13 protein-coding genes and 1 other annotated feature are annotated in these 17,461 nt (G+C 64.8%); of the genes, 6 read left to right on the forward strand and 7 right to left on the reverse strand.

What is annotated here, in order from left to right; genetic code table 11:
• Positions 1 to 30: 30 nt before the first annotated feature.
• Positions 31 to 1,113, reverse strand: a complete 1,083-nt coding sequence (locus LB518_RS08335; protein ID WP_224575783.1) for a fatty acid desaturase family protein — start codon at positions 1,111 to 1,113, stop codon at positions 31 to 33.
• Positions 1,114 to 1,263: 150 nt separating this feature from the next.
• On the opposite strand from LB518_RS08335, the gene LB518_RS08340 reads away from it, so the two are divergent.
• Positions 1,264 to 2,316, forward strand: a complete 1,053-nt coding sequence (locus tag LB518_RS08340) for a LacI family DNA-binding transcriptional regulator (protein WP_224575598.1) — start codon at positions 1,264 to 1,266, stop codon at positions 2,314 to 2,316.
• A 38-nt stretch (positions 2,317 to 2,354) separates the two neighbouring features.
• On the opposite strand, the gene LB518_RS08345 is transcribed toward LB518_RS08340, so the two are convergent.
• The gene (locus LB518_RS08345) at positions 2,355 to 4,010 is read right to left on the reverse strand and encodes an MFS transporter (RefSeq protein WP_224575600.1); all 1,656 of its coding nucleotides are present in this window, start codon (positions 4,008 to 4,010) and stop codon (positions 2,355 to 2,357) included.
• A gap of 482 nt (positions 4,011 to 4,492) precedes the next feature.
• Entirely contained in the window at positions 4,493 to 7,066 is a 2,574-nt protein-coding gene (locus LB518_RS08350; RefSeq protein ID WP_224575612.1) for a DNA translocase FtsK, read from the reverse strand.
• Positions 7,067 to 7,391: 325 nt separating this feature from the next.
• Between LB518_RS08350 and LB518_RS08355 the strand changes: the two genes are divergently transcribed.
• Positions 7,392 to 7,751, forward strand: a complete 360-nt coding sequence (locus LB518_RS08355) for a DUF805 domain-containing protein (protein WP_224575614.1) — start codon at positions 7,392 to 7,394, stop codon at positions 7,749 to 7,751.
• A gap of 10 nt (positions 7,752 to 7,761) precedes the next feature.
• Here the strand turns inward: LB518_RS08355 and LB518_RS08360 are convergent, their stop codons facing one another.
• A complete protein-coding gene (locus tag LB518_RS08360) occupies positions 7,762 to 9,660 on the reverse strand; it encodes a sigma-54-dependent Fis family transcriptional regulator (RefSeq protein ID WP_224575616.1) in 1,899 nt (632 codons plus the stop codon).
• A gap of 244 nt (positions 9,661 to 9,904) precedes the next feature.
• Here LB518_RS08360 and adh point away from each other — a divergent pair, with 244 nt between their 5' ends.
• Both adh and LB518_RS08370 read left to right on the forward strand, forming a co-directional pair.
• Complete coding sequence (gene adh, locus LB518_RS08365; RefSeq protein WP_224575617.1) at positions 9,905 to 11,425, forward strand: aldehyde dehydrogenase; 1,521 nt, start codon at positions 9,905 to 9,907, stop codon at positions 11,423 to 11,425.
• Between the two features lie 113 nt (positions 11,426 to 11,538).
• Positions 11,539 to 11,940, forward strand: coding sequence for a DUF779 domain-containing protein (locus LB518_RS08370; RefSeq protein ID WP_224575618.1), 402 nt, complete (start codon positions 11,539 to 11,541; stop codon positions 11,938 to 11,940).
• Between the two features lie 96 nt (positions 11,941 to 12,036).
• Here the strand turns inward: LB518_RS08370 and LB518_RS08375 are convergent, their stop codons facing one another.
• Together LB518_RS08375 and sthA are read right to left on the reverse strand one after the other, a co-directional pair.
• On the reverse strand, positions 12,037 to 12,417 hold the full coding sequence (locus LB518_RS08375) for an SHOCT domain-containing protein (protein ID WP_224575619.1): 381 nt from the start codon (positions 12,415 to 12,417) through the stop codon (positions 12,037 to 12,039).
• Between the two features lie 193 nt (positions 12,418 to 12,610).
• Positions 12,611 to 14,014, reverse strand: coding sequence for a Si-specific NAD(P)(+) transhydrogenase (gene sthA / locus LB518_RS08380; protein WP_224575620.1), 1,404 nt, complete (start codon positions 14,012 to 14,014; stop codon positions 12,611 to 12,613).
• Between the two features lie 288 nt (positions 14,015 to 14,302).
• Between sthA and LB518_RS08385 the strand changes: the two genes are divergently transcribed.
• Both LB518_RS08385 and LB518_RS08390 read left to right on the forward strand, forming a co-directional pair.
• Positions 14,303 to 15,094, forward strand: a complete 792-nt coding sequence (locus LB518_RS08385) for a CDP-diacylglycerol diphosphatase (RefSeq protein WP_224575621.1) — start codon at positions 14,303 to 14,305, stop codon at positions 15,092 to 15,094.
• A 67-nt stretch (positions 15,095 to 15,161) separates the two neighbouring features.
• Positions 15,162 to 15,683: a DUF6790 family protein gene (locus tag LB518_RS08390; RefSeq protein ID WP_224575622.1), complete on the forward strand. Its 522-nt coding sequence runs from the start codon at positions 15,162 to 15,164 to the stop codon at positions 15,681 to 15,683.
• Here the strand turns inward: LB518_RS08390 and LB518_RS08395 are convergent.
• Entirely contained in the window at positions 15,677 to 17,161 is a 1,485-nt protein-coding gene (locus LB518_RS08395; protein WP_224575623.1) for a SulP family inorganic anion transporter, read from the reverse strand. The genes LB518_RS08390 and LB518_RS08395 overlap by 7 nt on opposite strands.
• Positions 17,162 to 17,222: 61 nt before the next feature.
• Positions 17,223 to 17,278, reverse strand: a sequence feature (sul1 is cis-regulatory element that is thought to sense ions involved in sulfur or methionine metabolism; They are found in Alphaproteobacteria).
• Positions 17,279 to 17,461 lie beyond the last annotated feature (183 nt).

Genomic DNA, 17,461 nt, shown 5'->3' on the forward strand with positions numbered 1-17,461 from the left:
GGCGGTCGGCATTGATCCTCCCAAAGGCTTTTATTCGGCGGCAACAGCGCCCGCCGCGCTGACATCGAGCGGCGCGACATGGCTCGGCAATTGCCGCTTCACATACCAGCCCGGCTCGCGCCGCTGGCGCAGCAGGGCCGGGATGATCTCGCGATAGGCTGCCCAGCAGCTTGCATACGGCGTCGGGCAATCATCCTTGATCGCCTCATGCAGACGCGGCAGGGCGTGATAGGGCACCATCGGGAACATGTGATGCTCAACATGATAGTTCATGTTGAGATAGAGGAAGCGAAACACCGGGTTCATATAGACCGTGCGACTGTTGAGCCGGTGATCGAGCACATCTTCATCGAGCCCCGCATGCTGCGTCAGGCCGAAGAAGATCGTCATGAACCCGCCATAGATGCTCGGCAGGCCGATGAACATCGCCGGCAGGATCGAACCGATCGCGATGCACCACACCGCCACGCCGATGAAGATGGCGGCCATGATCCGCGCCTCGCGGAACACCTTCGGCCGCTCCATCTCGGGGATGAAGGTTGCCTCTTCGGGATCGAGCCTGCCCTGAACGTGAAGCGTCAGCTTCTTGGCGAGGCTCCAGGCGGATTTCAGCGCGAAGATGTTGAGCACGAGGCCGAGAATGTCCGGCGGCCTTGGCACGGCGATCTCGGGATCGCGGCCGACGATGATCGTATCGGTGTGATGCCGCGTATGGCTCCAGCGCCAGACGGTCGGCTCCCGCAGGATCATGAAACAGGCGATCGCATAAACGACATCGTTCATCCATGTCGTCTTGAACGCTGTGCGATGGCCGCATTCATGCCAGCGCGAATCCGAGGCCGAGCCGTAAAGCACGCCATAGACGAGGAAGAAGGGGATGCAGGCCCACGTGCCCCAGAAATACCAGCCGCCGAGGCCGGACAGAGCGAGCGCCCCGAACCAGATCGCGGTGTCGCGGAGCGCCGGCCCATCGGAGCGGCGCATCAGCTCCTTCAGCTCCTTGCGGCCGATCGGGCATTGATACCACTGCGCGGTCGCGAGGCCGCGCTCGACTGCGCGCTGCGTCTCGAAGCCGACAAGCGAATAGTCGCGCTTTTGATAGTCGGATGAAATGTCTTGCGCTGCCATGGGCTTCCTCCTGCCATGCCGGCCGAGCCTTTGGCCCTCGTTGTTCTTTGGAGGAAATCTAGCGAGACTAGTGATTGGCGACAATGGCACTATGATGGAATCTATCAGGGAAGATCAGCGGCCTCCGTCAACGCCATGATAGAAACCATCACCGACCCATCGCCGCGCCGGCCGACCATCGACGATGTCGCGCGGGCCGCCGGCGTCGGTGTCGCCACCGTCGATCGCGTGCTCAACAAGCGTGCGCGGGTCCGGCATGAGACGGCGGCGCGTGTCCTCGCGGCGGCCGAAGCGATCGGATATCACGGCGCCGGCCTGCTGCGCCGCCGCCTCGACGAGGCGCCGACGGAAAAGAGCTTCGGCTTCCTGCTGCAGCGGCGCGGCGATTCCTTCTATCGCAACCTTTCCGCTGCGCTGACCGGCGCGACGCGGCGATTGACGCATTTGCGCGGTCGCCCGGTTGTCGAATTCGTCGACGATATCTCGGCCGCCACCGTCGCCCGTGACATGCGCGCTCTCGGCACGCGGGTGGATGGGCTTTCTATCGTCGCCGCCGATCATCCGACCGTCACCGAGGCCGTCATGGACCTCGCGGCGCGCGGTATTCCGGTGGTGACGCTGCTCTCGGAACTCTCGGCCCCCGTCGCCGGCCATTTCGGCATCGATCATCGCAAGGCTGGCCGCACCGCTGCCTGGGTGATCAGCCGCCTCGCGCGGGAGCCCGGCGGCGTCGGAGTTCTCGTCGGCAGCCATCGCTTTCTCGGCCATGAACTCTCCGAGATCAGCTTCCGCTCCTATTTCCGTGAGCACGCGCCCACGTTTCGGCTGCTCGAATCCGTCTCCAATCTCGAGGATCCCGGCCTTGCCTATGAGGGGACGCTGGAACTCGTGAAGCGCAATCCTGATCTGGCCGGCCTCTATCTGCCGGGTGGCGGTATGGCGGGCATGGTCGCCGCGCTGCGCGAAGCGAGTGCCGCCCGTCATATCGTCGCCGTCTGCAATGAACTGATCCCGGAGACGCGCGCGGCTCTGCTCGACGGCGTTCTGGACGCGGTCATCGATACGCCGATCGAAGCCTTGGCCGAGCGGGCCGTCGAGATGCTGGCGGCGCTCGTCTCGGGCCGTGCAGTGGAGCCAGGCGGCACACATCTGCTACCGTTCGGGCTCACCGTCTCGGAGAATGTATGATGCCGGGGCGGCGCTGCCGCCACCCCGGATCGTCGTGATCAATCGTCGGCGTAGATGTCCCGATCCTTCGTCTCGGGCAGGAACAGCATGCCGATGACGAAGCAGATGGCCGCAAAGAAGATCGGGTACCAGAGGCCGAAATAGATGTCGCCGGTCTGCGCCACCATGGCGAAGGCCGTTGCCGGCAGCAGGCCGCCGAACCAGCCATTGCCGATATGATACGGCAGCGACATCGACGTGTAGCGGATGCGGGTCGGGAACAGTTCGACCAGTGCCGCGGCGATCGGGCCGTACACCATCGTGACGAAGAGCACGAGAATGAACAGCAGTCCGATGATGGCAAGAACCTGCCTGTTGAGGTCGAACGGGCTCGTCATCTTGACGATGCCGGGATCACCCGCCTTCGGGTAGCCGGCGGCCTGGAGCGCCGCCAGCGTAGCCTTGTCCCAGTCGGCGCGCGCTGCTTTGAGATCGGCCGCGCCGGTCGGATCGAAGGCGGGGAAGGGCTGGCTGTTGATCATGATCTGGGCTGGGCTGCCCGCCGGCCCGTCCGTCGTCGAATAGCGGATCGAGTTCTTGGCGAGGAAGTCGCGCGCCGTGTCACAGGGCGCGGTGAATACCCGCGTACCGACAGGATTGAACAGCTTGCCGCAGCTGGCCGGATCGGCGACGACGTCGACCTTGACGGTATCCAGCGCTCTTTCCAGCGCGGGATTGGCAGCCGTCGTGAGGGCCTGGAACAGCGGGAAATAGCAGACGGCAGCGATCAGGCAGCCTGCCATGATGATCGGCTTGCGGCCGATCTTGTCAGAGAGCCAGCCGAAGAACACGAAGAAGCCCGTGCCGAGCACCAGCGACCAGGCGATCAGGAGATTGGCGGTATAGCCATCGACCTTCAGGATCGATTGCATGAAGAACAGGGCGTAGAACTGTCCCGTATACCAGACGACGCCCTGGCCCATGGTGAGGCCGAGCAGCGCCAGCAGTGCGATCTTGGCGTTTGACCAGTTTCCGAACGCCTCCTTGAGCGGCGCCTTCGAATGGGTGCCTTCCTCCTTCATCTTCAGGAAGGCCGGCGACTCGTTGAGCTGCAGGCGGATCCACAGCGAGATGCCGAGCAGCACGACCGAGACCAGGAAGGGAACGCGCCAGCCCCAGATGGCGAAATTCGCCTCGCCGAGGATCGTGCGCGAGAACAGAATGACGATCAACGACAGGAACAGGCCGAGCGTCGCGGTGGTCTGGATCCACGACGTATAGAATCCGCGCCGCCCATGCGGCGCGTGTTCGGCGACATAGGTCGCTGCGCCGCCATATTCGCCGCCGAGCGCCAGGCCCTGCAGCAGACGCGCCGCGATCAGGATGACCGGCGCGGCGACGCCGATCTGGTTGTAGCCAGGCAGGAGGCCGACGACGAAGGTCGACAAGCCCATGATCATGATCGTGACGAGGAACGTATATTTCCGGCCGACGAGATCGCCGAGGCGGCCGAACACGAGGGCACCGAACGGCCTGACGAGAAAGCCGGCGGCGAAGGCGAGCAGCGCGAAGATGTCGGCCGTCGCCTTCGGAAACTGGCTGAAGAACTGTGCGCCGATGATCGTCGCCAGCGAGCCGTAGAGATAGAAATCGTACCATTCGAAGACGGTACCGAGCGATGACGCGAAGATGACTTTCTTTTCGCCTCGCGTCATTGGCCGCACAGGATCTTCGCCCGTGCTCGGAATTGACCGCGTTGCCATATCCCCTCCCTGACTGGCTGCCGTGTCGGTATTCCCCAGGGGATCTACTCAGCCTCGTTGAGATGGGCCGCGCCGTTTGCTCCAGTAAAGAATCCCCTGACGACAGCAGAAGAGGATGTTCGACTTTTGTCAATCGCGTCAGTGCGGATCGAACACATTCTTCAAGGGCAATATAGATTAAATGCCCGGAGACATATCGAGCGGTCCGCTCCCAAAGTCTCAGGGCAGCAAGAGTTGTTGCATTTTACAACAGGCTGGGGCGGAGCTTGAACTTGGCCATTGGCTGAGGGTTTGCCTTGCGGTCTCGAAGAGGAGACCGATTGCTGTCCGGCCAAGGCCACGCACATGCGGGGTCAGGAGGTCTCGGACGGACATTTCCCTCTCCCTTTGGCGGGAGAGGGTTCGCGGAGGATCGGGACGCCCGGGCCTCGGCGTCAGCGCATCTCGCGAAGGATCTCGCGCTTGCCCGCATGGTTGGCGGGGCCGACGATGCCTTCCTTCTCCATGCGCTCCATGATCGAGGCGGCTCGGTTGTAGCCGATCTGCAGGCGACGCTGGATGTAGGAAGTCGAGGCCTTCTTGTCGCGCAGCACGATGGCCACGGCCTGATCATAGGCATCGGAGCTGTCGTCGCCGAACGAGCCCTTGTCGAACACGGCGCTGTCCTCGGCGGGTGCTGCCGCCTCGTCCTCGTCCTCCTCGTCCGAGGTGACGGCGTCGAGATATTCAGGCCGTGCCTGCATCTTCAGATGCGCGACGACCTTCTCGACCTCGTGATCCGAGACGAAGGGTCCGTGCACGCGCTGGATGCGGCCGCCACCGGCCATGTAAAGCATGTCGCCCTGGCCGAGTAGCGTCTCGGCGCCCATTTCGCCGAGAATGGTGCGGCTGTCGATCTTCGACGTCACCTGGAAGGAGATGCGCGTCGGGAAGTTGGCCTTGATCGTTCCGGTGATGACGTCCACCGACGGGCGCTGCGTCGCCATGACGATGTGGATGCCGGCGGCGCGGGCCATCTGGGCAAGGCGCTGGATGGCGCCTTCGATGTCCTTGCCGGCGACCATCATCAGGTCGGCCATCTCGTCGACGATAACGACGATATAGGGCAGCGCCGAGAGGTCCATCACCTCTTCTTCATGCGTGATGTCGCCGGTGTCCTTGTCGAAGCCGGTTGCCACCTGGCGCGTGATGACTTCGCCCTTCTCGCGGGCTTCCGCGACGCGGGCATTGAAGCCGTCAATGTTGCGGACGCCGAGGCGCGACATCTTGCGATAGCGCTCCTCCATCTCGCGCACCGCCCATTTGAGCGCAACGACGGCCTTCTTGGGGTCGGTCACGACGGGCGTCAGGAGATGCGGGATGCCGTCATAGACGGAGAGTTCCAGCATCTTCGGGTCGATCATGATCAGCCGGCACGCCTCGGGGCGATACTGGTAGAGCAGCGACAGGATCATGGTGTTGATCGCCACCGACTTGCCCGAACCGGTCGTGCCGGCGACGAGCAGATGCGGCATCTTGGCGAGGTCGACGATCACCGACTCGCCGCCGATCGTCTTGCCGAGGCAGATGCCGAGCTTGGCCCGGGCCTCGGTGAATTCATGGCTCTCCAGCAATTCGCGCAGCCACACCGTCTCGCGGCGGTGATTGGGCAACTCGATGCCGATGACGTTGCGTCCCTCGACCACCGCGACGCGGGCCGAGACGGCGCTCATTGAGCGGGCGATATCGGCCGAAAGGGCGATGACGCGGGATGACTTGGTGCCCGGCGCCGGTTCCAGCTCGTAGAGCGTGACCACGGGTCCGGGATTGGCGTCGATGATCTCGCCGCGCACACCGAAGTCGCGCAGCGTCTGCTGCAGCGTCGTCGAATTGCGGACGAGAGCCTCCTCGGAAAGCTCTGAATCCGGCTCGACCAGCGGCGGTTTCGCGAGAAGCTCAAGCGAGGGGAATTCGTAGTCGTCGTTGCCGGCGATCACATGCGGCCGCGCGACCGTCGTTACCGTAGGGGTAGCATCCGCCACCAGCGGCGCGGCGGCCTTCGGCGCCTCAACGACAGGCACGATCGGAACCGGCGCCACCGCAACCGGTGTCACGGCAACGGACGCAGCGGGGGCTTCCCGCACGACGGCGGGTCGTACCGGTGCGGCAGCCACGGGCTGTGGCTTCAGCGGCGGCAGCTCGATCGCCTCTGAGCCGGCGGTATCCATGTCCGGTTCGTCCTGCACGCCATCATCGACGGGCCAGACGAAGGAGACGCGGACCGTGGCGCGCAGTGGCGGTTCGATCGGCAGGATGGTCGGCGCGATGCTGTCGGGCAGGCTCAATTCGATGGCTCGCGCCTCGGCGCGCCGCTCGGCATGGCTCTCCGGCGGCAGTGGCTCGTCGTCCTGCTCGGCGATGCGGGCTGGCGGCGCCGCGATGTCGGTGCGGATCAAGCGCGCGATGCGGCGGATGGAGGCGGGTGTCTCGATGCCGTCCATCAAAGGCTCCGCCGATTCAGCAGGTATGACCGGCTCAGTCGAAACGACCGGCTCGGTCGCAGCGATCTCTGCTGCGGGATGGTCCTCGATCACGGGCGGCGTCGGCGGAACGCGCCGGCTCGGGGCGGCGGGGCCGCGCGCCGGCGGATGCAGGCGGGTCATCGGGGCAGATGGCGTGACGCGCGGGGGCATCGGCAGCGGCGCCGCCTCCTCGTCGCGCGGCCGCATCAGATAGTCCGGCGTCCGCGTGAAGCGGCTTGTCGGCGTCGTCGTGAACGGCCGGAGCCAGCTCGGCACGGTGTCGAGCGAGGCCAGATCTTCCGCGCGGAGCTGGAAGGGATCGGGCTTTCCGGCATTCGGTTTGCCCGCATCTGGGCGGGCGTCGATCGGCCGTCGCAGATGCAGCGTGCCGCGCTCGGGGCGGCCCTTATCGTCGGCTGCGCCGTTCTCGTTGGCGCGGCCGGAGAGCGAAGCGCTCCCGGGAGCCGAACTGTCCGGAGAATGAGGGGGACGCGGTGGAGATCGCATGATGCCGAAGACCTTGCGCTCAGAGGCTCTGGAGTCCGTTGTTGACCCCCAAGGCATACGGAGCACAGCGTTAACGAAGGGTTGTGAGCCCTTTGGGCCCGCCGACGAAAAGCGCGGAGCCGCGCGATTCCGCGCTTCCTGCCTGTGGAGAAATCGTCTGGCTGTTGCAGTCCGGCCGCAGGCACGAAAAGCCGCGGCCGCGGCTGACGAACTCTTCAGACTTCGATGCGAGAATCGCGGTTGTCCGGTTTGTCGCAGCCTGCGTCAGGCCGGTAGAGGGCTGGAAGCGCAGGACGGGGACTGCGCTCACAAAGGGAGCTGATCCATGAACATGACGACGGCGGTGAAGACCGTCTTTTCAAAATACGTGACATTCTCAGGCCGCGCCCCGCGGTCCGAATTCTGGTGGTGGGTGCTGTTCACCGTCATCGTCAGCATCATCGCCTATGCGCTCGATAGCGCCTTCGGCTGGCATTATGACACGCTGCAATCCGCCGGTCCGATCTCGGGCCTCTGGTCGCTCGCGACCATCCTGCCCAATCTCGCCGTCACCGTCCGCCGTCTGCATGACACCGATCGCAGCGGCTGGTGGATTTTCCTGACGCTCATTCCGCTGATCGGCGCTCTGATCCTGCTCTACTGGTATCTGAAGCCAGGTACGCCGGGCACCAACCGCTTCGGCTGAGGCCTGGATATCAAGAGGGACGGCGGGTCTCCGGCCCGCCGCTCCGCCAGATCAGCCGGCGATAGAGCGTCGAACGGTCGATGCCGAGCTTGCGCGCCGCGCGCGAGACATTGCCGCCGCATTCCTCGACCGCCCGCGCCATGGCATCGAGGGTCAGGGCGGAAAGACTCCCATTCTCCGGTGAGGTCTCCGGTGGAAGCCGTGGCACCGCGCCGGACTGGGGCCGGTGCTGGATGATTTCAGCCGGCAGGGCTGCAAGCCGCAGCGGTTCGCCCGGTTCGGCGAGAGCCAGCAGCGCCTTGAGCATGCCAGCAAGCTGGCGGAAATTCCCCGGCCAGTCATAGGCGGCGAGCGCCGCGAGCGTTTCGTCTGTCAACGCCACGTCCGCCTCATCCCCGCCAAGCCCGGTCCAGACGCGGCGGATCACGGCCTCGCGGTCGGCGATTGAGCGCAGCGCCGGCAATTCGACGACATATTGCGCGATGCGGAAATAAAGATCCGACCGAAAGCCGCCGGTCTCGACCAGCGCCGCCAGCGGCCGATGGGTTGCGCACAGCAGAGCAAAATCGACCGGAATCGCGGCTCCACCCCCGAGCGGCACCACCTGTCGCTCCTGCAGGACGCGCAACAGGCGGCCCTGCGCCGCGAGCGGCATGTCACCGATTTCGTCGAGAAAGAGAATGCCGCCATCGGCCTGGCGCAGCAGCCCGCTTTGGCCCTGCCGCCGTGCGCCGGTAAAGGCGCCTTCCTCATAGCCGAACAGCTCAGCCTCGATCAGGCTTTCGGGCAGCGCGGCGCAATTGACAGCGACGAACGGACCGGTGCCGCGGCGGCTACCGGCATGGACGCGGCGGGCGAAGACCTCCTTGCCGGCGCCGGTCTCGCCATGCACGAGCACCGGCACGTCTGCCTCGACGAGCCGCACGGCGCGTTCGAGGGCTGCGCGCGTCGCGTCGTCGAAGACGGGCTCATGCGCGGAAGGGCCCCGCGCCTGCGTGGCGACCCGTCGTGGTGTCGATTTCGGTGGGGCAGCCAAACGGCCATGCAGGATGCTGCCGGTGCGGCTCCGCAGCGCCTTGACCTCGTCCGAAACATCGACGGCCTCGAACAGTTCCGGCAGCCGGACGCTGTCGATCGCCGACCAGTCGAGCTTCAAGAGGCCAAGACCACGCCGGTTGGCGCCGACGAGCCGCTCGCCTTCGAAGACAAGCACGGCCTCGCGGGCCGTTCCGACCAGTTCCGCCTCCTCGTGAAAGCGCAGCACGCTGCAGCCGGCGAAGTCGCGCTCGAACAGGCGATGCTCGATCTGCTCGACGGCGATCCGCACCAGGCCAAGCGCATGCACATGGCGGATCGAGGCATGGCCGGACATGTCGAGCACGCCGGCGAGCCCCCCGCGCGGATCGAAAATCGGCGCGGCGGCGCAGGTCAGGATCCGGTGCGGCTCGAAGAAGTGCTCGCCGCCATGCACGCCGATCGGCCGTCGCTCGACCAGCGCGGTGCCGATGGCGTTGGTGCCGATCGCCGCTTCGTTCCATGCGACGCCGGGGCGGAGCGCGACGCGCGAGGCGCGGCCGGCGAATTCCGGATTGCCGGTCATCTCGAGCACGAGCCCCTGGCCGTCGGTCAGGATCACGACGCTATCGGTAAGCTTTGCCTCCTGGCGCAGCGCCATCATCTCCGGCCGCGTGATCCGGCGCAGCAGATCATGCCGCTCCTGTTCCTCGCGCAGCGCCGTGCTGCTCATGGGCTCGACCTGTGGCCGATCGCCAACGTCCAGCCCGCTCGACGAGCAACGCTGCCAGGAGCGCAGGATCGGCGCCGCCACCAGTCCTTCCGGCGAGCCGCCCTCGAGGAAGAAACGTCTTCTCGCGGCCTGGACAGTATCGGCCGTCACGATGGGCGCCATGATCGTATCCTCCCAACTGTTGCATCCTGCAACACTTGTCGCGTGACGCCCCAGTTCCTCCGGAAACTGTTGCACGCAAATTCAGGCAGCGTCCACAGCCAAGCCGGCGAAGCAGGCGCGTCGGCATCGAGGCGCGAAATCTATCAGGCACTTACCGCTTTGCAGCATCGAATAGCAGAGGGGAGGCGCTCCGTCGGCATGGCGGGTGCAGAACGGATCGGCGTGTTCACCATGGGAGGAAACCATGAACAAGCCCGAATTCCTTGGCGCCAAGACCGCCGCTCCGTTCAAGCCGCGCTATGAGAATTTCATCGGTGGGCAGTGGGTCCCGCCGGTCGGCGGTCGCTATTTCGACAACACCTCGCCGATCAACGGCCGCAAGATCACCGAGATCCCGCGCTCGCAGAAGGAGGATGTGGAGCTTGCGCTCGACGCAGCCCACGCCGCCAAGGTCGCCTGGGGCCGCACCAGCGTCGCGGCCCGCGCGCTGATCCTCAACCAGATCGCCGACCGCCTCGAACAGAATCTCGATCTGCTGGCGCTCGCCGAGACCTGGGACAATGGCAAGCCGATCCGCGAAACGACCAATGCCGACATACCCTTGGCGGTCGACCATTTCCGCTATTTCGCCGGCGCAATCCGCGCGCAGGAGGGTTCGCTGTCGGAACTCGACCACGACACGGTCGCCTATCATTTCCATGAGCCGCTCGGTGTCGTCGGCCAGATCATTCCCTGGAATTTCCCGATCCTGATGGCCGTGTGGAAGCTGGCGCCCGCGCTGGCCGCCGGAAACTGCGTGGTGCTGAAGCCTGCCGAGCAGACGCCAGCCTCGATCCTCGTTCTTGCCGAGTTGATCGGCGATCTGCTGCCGCCGGGTGTGCTCAATATCGTCAACGGCTTCGGCCTTGAGGCCGGCAAGCCACTCGCCTCGTCGAACCGCATCGCCAAGATCGCCTTCACCGGCGAGACGACGACCGGGCGCCTGATCATGCAATATGCCAGCCAGAACCTGATCCCGGTCACGCTGGAGCTTGGCGGCAAGTCGCCGAACATCTTCTTCTCCGATGTGGCCGAAGCGGATGACGACTTTTTCGATAAGGCGATCGAAGGCTTCGTGCTCTTCGCCTTCAACCAGGGCGAGGTCTGCACCTGCCCGAGCCGCGCGCTGATCCAGGAGGATATCTACGATCGCTTCATGGAGCGGGCGCTGCCGCGCATCCGCGCCATCAAGCAGGCAAGCCCGCTCGACAGCGCGACGATGCTGGGCGCACAAGCCTCCAGCGAGCAGCTCGAGAAGATCTTGTCCTATATCGATATCGGCAAGCAGGAAGGCGCCGAACTCGTCATCGGCGGCGCACGCGCCGAACTCGAAGGGGAGCTTTCCGGCGGTTATTACGTCCAGCCGACCGTCTTCAAGGGCAACAACAAGATGCGGATCTTCCAGGAGGAGATCTTCGGGCCGGTGGTATCGGTAACGACCTTCAAGACCGAGGAAGAGGCGCTCGCCATCGCCAATGACACGCTTTACGGCCTTGGCGCCGGCGTGTGGACGCGCGACGGCAACCGCGCCTATCGCTTCGGCCGCGGCATCGAGGCCGGCCGCGTCTGGACCAATTGCTACCACGCCTACCCGGCCCATGCGGCCTTCGGTGGTTACAAGCAGTCCGGCATCGGTCGCGAAAACCATAAGGCAATGCTCGATCACTACCAGCAGACCAAGAACCTCCTGGTCAGCTACAGCCCGAAGAAGCTCGGCTTCTTCTAAGGCCACACCGCCACCCCGATGCGGCGTCCCGCGGGGCGCCGCGACGAACTCGCCGGGCCGAATGTCCAGCGGAGCCGATACCCGCAATCCGGATCAGAACAGGAGGGCTGCCCATGGCCGAAGATCAGGCCGCGTGCATACCCCGCGTCACTGCAACGCCCGCCGCCATTTCCCTCCTCCGCACGCTGCGGCGGGACTACGGCGACATCCTGTTTCATCAGTCCGGAGGCTGCTGTGATGGCTCCTCGCCGATGTGTTTCCAGAAGGGAGACTACATCGTCGGTGATACGGATATCCGGCTCGGCGAGATCGACGGCGTGCCGTTCTTCATGACGGCGTCGCAGTTCGACTATTGGCGCCACACGCAGCTGATCATCGATGTCGTGCCGGGGCGAGGCGGCATGTTCTCGCTCGAAAACGGCCGCGAAGTCCGCTTCCTTACCCGCTCGCGGCTTTTTGACGACGCCGAGCTCGACACCTTGGCGCCGGTGGCAACGGCAGCGGATGCCGGGTAATCGTCCCCGCGTCCCCTTCATCTGGCCGGCAAGAACAAAGGCCGCCGGCGCGGAGGAGCCGGCGGCCTTCCAGTCGGACTGCCTGACTTTGTGCCGTTAGGCGACGACGCGTGCGCGGAGGCGGGTATATTCCGCCTCGGTGAGCGCGCCCGACGCCTTGAGCTTGCCGAGCTTCTCGATCTCATCGGCCGAGCTGTAGCCGACGATGTGACGGAGCTGCTCCTGAGCGTGCTTGGCCCGCTCCTGGTTGCGCTCGGCCATGCCGCGGCCCTGCGTCAGCAGATAGGCGAAGATGCCGATGTAAGGCAGGATGATCAGCGCGATCACCCAGATGACCTTCAGGCCGCCCGATACGTCATGGCGACGGAAAAGATCGCTGATCACGGTCATCAGCAACCAGAACCACATGATGAAGATGAAGATGGCGAAGACGTCGGCAATGAAATTGCTGAAGGTGAAACCACCGTCGAACAGCATTGAATGCACTCCCCGAGAAACACGTGTCGTGGCGGGATCCGAACGTCCGGCGCCATCGAAATCGACGGCATTGCCCCGACGCCCCGATCACTAGGCGAGCCTCAGCCAAATTGATAGCTGTGTTCCAACTGGATGCGCCCTGCGCTGGAGGGCAAGGCGTCCTCGATGATGCCTGATCGGATCGGGGTGAGGCCTAAGGCCTTGCCATGCGGTTCCAGGCGTCGAGGCCGGCGATCTTGTAGGCCTCGGCAAGCGTCGGGTAGTTGAAGGTGTTCTCAATGAAATAGTCGATCGTGCCTTTGAGGTTCAGCACCGCCTGGCCGATGTGGATCAGCTCGGTCGCTCCCTCGCCGACGATATGCACGCCGAGCAGACGGCGCGTCTTGGTCGAGAAGATCATCTTCATCATGCCGGTATTGAGCCCCATGATGTGGCCGCGCGAAGTCTCGCGGAAGCGCGCGATGCCGCACTCATAGGGAATCTCGCGCTTGCGCACCTCTTCCTCGGTCATGCCGACGGTGGAGATTTCCGGCACCGAATAGATGCCGTAAGGGAAGAACTCCGGCGGCGGCGGCGGCTGGAGCCCGAAGGCGTGGCATGCGGCGACGCGGCCTTGCTCCATCGATGTCGAGGCGAGGCTAGGAAAGCCGATCACATCGCCCGCTGCATAGATATGAGGCACCGATGTCTGCATCGTGTTCGCCTCGACGACGATCCGGCCGCGATGGTCGGTCTTGATGCCGACCGCGTCGAGATTGAGCGTTTCGGTTGCGCCAACCCGTCCAGCGGCGAACAGTAGCATGTCGGTCGTCACCAGCCGCCCATCGGCAAGCGACGTGACCACCTTGCCGGTGTCGTTGACATTGATCGACTGCACGGCTGCGCCAAGCCGCAAGGCGACGTTGCGGTCGCGGAGCTCGTGCATGAACTCCTCGATCAGCTCCTTGTCGATGAAGTCGAGGAAGCTGTTGCGGGGCTCGATCAGCGTCACGGATACATCGAGCGCGCTGAAGATCGTCGCATATTCGACGCCGATGACGCCGGCCCCGATGACGGCGAGGCTGCGCGGCAGCTTCGGCAGTTCGATGATCTCGTCGCTGTCGAAGACGTTGATGCCGTTGAACGGCACATAGTCCGGCCGGAAGGGCCGCGTGCCGCAGGCGATCAGCATATGCCCGGCGTTGTAGACGCGGCTTTCACCCGTCTCGCCCGTCACTTCGATCTCGTGTGGCGACAGGAAGCGGCCGGAGCCGTTGGCGGTCGAGACGCCGTTGCGGCTGAACTGGTGCTCGAGCACTTCGACCTCGTGGTCGAGCGTCTTATGCAGCCGCGCCATCAGGTCGCCGGCGCTAATGTTCTGCTTGACGCGATAGGAGCGGCCATAGAAGCCGCGTTCGCGCCAGCCGGAAAGATTGAGCACGGTCTCGCGCAGCGTTTTCGAAGGGATCGTGCCGGTATGGACGGAAACACCGCCGACGCGCCGGCCCTTCTCGACCACTAGCACGCTCTTGCCGATCTTGGCCGCCTGCACGGCGGCGCGCCGGCCGGACGGGCCGCTGCCGATGACGATCATGTCGAAATCGTTGCTGGCGTTCATGGGATTCCGGTCATCAAGGTTGAGAGGAAGCCAGCTGTCTGGTCGGGCGAGCTGGACGGAGGTAATGCAGGGAGCGTGCTCGAAACCGGCGGTGCAGGCGCTGGCCTCGCCATAATTCCGAGCAATCGCCGTGCCAGTGAGAGAGGGATGCCGAGAACGCGATCATCGGCCGCTATGTTGACAGCCCGATGAACGATGCGGCAGTGCCTTGTCATGACTCTCTCTACAGATTTTCCACGAGGCGTGGCAGGCTTCCTTGGCGCCGGATTGCGCGGCAGGCCTGGCAGGATGAGCTACCTCGTCCGGATGGCGAGCCTTGGCGCCGTGCTTGGTGCCGGCTTCGCCATGGCTGCCCTTCTGGCGATCGAGCCGATCGAGGCGCATAGCCGCAACGCGCTCGCGCTCTCGGTGGACAGCTGCGTCATCGCTACGCGCACGCTGCATGTTCCCTTTCCCTGCCTGGCGGTCGATCTCGCCGACGGCAAGGGTGATGGCTACGCCGTGATCCGTCCACCGCTTGGTCGCAGCGAGGTCCTGCTCGTTCCAACGACGCCGATCACCGGCATCGAAAGTCCAGACCTTCTCGGGGCCGATGCGCCGCCCTTGTTTCAGGATGCATGGGCGGCCAGCCGCTACGTCGTCGCAGCATTGCCGCGCGATCCTGGCCGCACCGCTCTCGGCATGGCCGTCAATTCGCGGCCGAGCCGCAGCCAGGACCGCCTGCACATCCATGTCGACTGCCTGCGACCACGCGTCGTCGCGGCGCTGGCCCGCTTCGGCCCGCGGATCGGCGACAGTTGGACCCGCGTTCCCCTTCCGCTTTTCGGCGGCCGCTATTGGGCCCGTCAGGTGAGCGCTTCGTCCTTCAAGACAATGAACCCCTTCAAGCTCATGCATGACGGCCTGCCTCTGGCGCGGCGATCGATGGCCGACATGACGCTCGTCATCGCCGGGACGACGCTGCCGGACGGCCGGCCCGGCTTCATGCTGCTCGCCGCAAACACCCGTGGCCGCGGGCTGGAGCGCGCTGTTGGCGAAGACCTTCTGGATCACGCTTGCCGACTGGCCAATGCCGGCTGATGATCACGGCCGGAAAACGAGGCGGCCTCGGCCCTGATCCTCGAAGGCTGTTGGGGGAGGTCTCAGGATGTCGGACGTGATCAGCGGGCTCATCAGGTTCCTGCTCAGCAATTTCACGCTGAGCTTTCTCGTCCTTGGCCTCGTCGTTTCGCTTGTCGCGATCGCCAGGTCGCCGAAGCCTGTCGCCAGAGCCGTCGTCATCGAGAAGCTTCTGTGCTGGTTCGTGTTCTTTTCGATCGGCGTCAGCTTCCTCTACAACTTCGTCATGCACAGCCTGTTCGGGAAGATCGCGGCGTCCTTCATCGGCTGGCCGGACAGCCCGTTCCAGTTCGAAGTCGGCGTGGCCAGCCTCGGCTTCGCGGTCGTCGGCTTCCTGGCGGCGTTCCGAAGCTACGACCTCCGGCTCGCCGCGATCCTCGGACCGGCGATCTTCCTGCTGGGTGCGGCCGCTGGCCATGTCTACCAGATGGTCACGACCGGCAATTTCGCGCCCGGCAATGCGGGCGCGATCTTCTGGACCGATATCCTGATCCCGGTGATCGGCTTCGGCCTGCTGGCGTCGGCGCGCCGCGCGCCTGTCAATCAGTGAGCCGGGCTCGCGGCGTCGGCGCCTTCCTTGTCGTGCACGGCGAAGCGTTCGACCATGCTGGCGCTGGCGTTGTTCAGCCCGATGATGTCGACTTCCTTGCCATGGCGCCGGGCCTTGAGCACGACCCTGTCAAGCGCACCGACGGCTGAGATGTCCCAGAAATGGGCGCCGCGGAGGTCGAGCACGATCCGGTCGACCTCCTCGATGAAGTCGATCGCATCGACGAATGTGCCGGCTGAGGCGAAGAACACCTGGCCCTCGACGACATAGACCCGTGTCGTGCCGTCTTCCGAGAGACCGGACGTCACGCGGCTGAGCTTCGAGACCTTGCCGGCAAAGAAGACGCCCGAGAGCAGGACGCCGACGAGCACGCCCTTGGCAAGGTCATGCGTCGCCACCACGGTCGCGACCGTCGCGAGCATCACGACGGAGGACGGCACGGGATTGGTGCGCAGCCTTGCCAGCGACCGCCACGAGAAGGTGTTGATCGACACCATGATCATCACGGCGGTGAGCGCCGCGACCGGCACGATGGCGAGAAGGTCCTGCAGGGCGACCAGCAGCACCAGCAGGAAGACGCCGGCGACCAGCGTCGAAAGCCGGCCGCGCGCGCCCGATGAGACATTGATGACCGACTGGCCGATCATTGCGCAGCCGCCCATGCCGCCGAACAGCGCCGAGGCGATATTGGCGAAGCCCTGGCCACGGCATTCGCGGTTCTTGTCGCTCGGCGTATCCGTCATGTCGTCGACGATCTGCGCCGTCAGCAACGATTCAAGCAGGCCCACCGCCGCCAAAGTCAGGGCGATCGGCAGCAGGATGCGCAGCGTCTCGAACGTGTAGGGCACCTGGGGAAGGCCGAAGCTCGGCAGCGTCGAGGGCAGTTCGCCAAGGTCCGAAACCGTGCGCACATCGAGATGCAGCACAACCGAAAGGATCGTCACCACGGCGATCGCGACCAGCGGCGCCGGCACCGCCCGCGTCACGAGCGGGAAGAGGTAGATGATGGCGAGGCCGAGCGCGATGAGCCCGTAAGTCGCCAGCGGAACATGGATGAGTTCCGGCAGCTGCGCCATGAAGATGAGGATCGCCAGGGCGTTGACGAAGCCGGTCATCACCGATTGGGAAACGAAGCGCATCAGCCGGCCGAGCTTCAGATAGCCGGCGGCGATCTGGAAGAGGCCCATCAGGATGGTCGCCGCGAAGAGATAGTGCAGGCCGTGTTCCCGCACGAGCGGGCCCATCAGCACGGCGGTGGCGGCGGTAGCGGCGGAGATCATCGCCGGGCGGCCGCCGGTGAAGGCGATGACGATGGCGATGACCACCGAGGCATAGAGCCCGATCTTGGGATCGACGCCGGCAATGACCGAGAAGCCGATCGCTTCGGGGATCAGCGCAAGGGCCACGACGATGCCGGACAGGATGTCGGTGCGCGGGTTGGCGAACCAACCGCGTCGAACGGTATTGAAAGAGGGCATGGGATGGTTTCCGCAACAAACGACCCGCCGGAAAACCGGCGCGGGTTGTTCTCGTCTTGTGCGTTGTCCGGCGGATTGGCGGCCGGAAGAGCCACCCGGGCTTTCACCGGGTCCGAGCGAATGACCGCTTTTAAAGGACAGGCAAGCAACGATGCAATGTCGAATTGGCGTCTCTTGTAAAGCGTCCGGATCATCGATCGATGCCGTGGCCGATTTGTCATAGTGACGGCTGGACCAGGGGCAGCAAAGCGCTGAAATGCCGGGGCACGGCCAAACGATGTCGCCTCCGGCGACGCTTCG

It is taken from the genome of Mesorhizobium sp. BR1-1-16, assembly GCF_020165495.1.
In the GTDB taxonomy this organism is placed as follows: domain Bacteria; phylum Pseudomonadota; class Alphaproteobacteria; order Rhizobiales; family Kaistiaceae; genus Kaistia.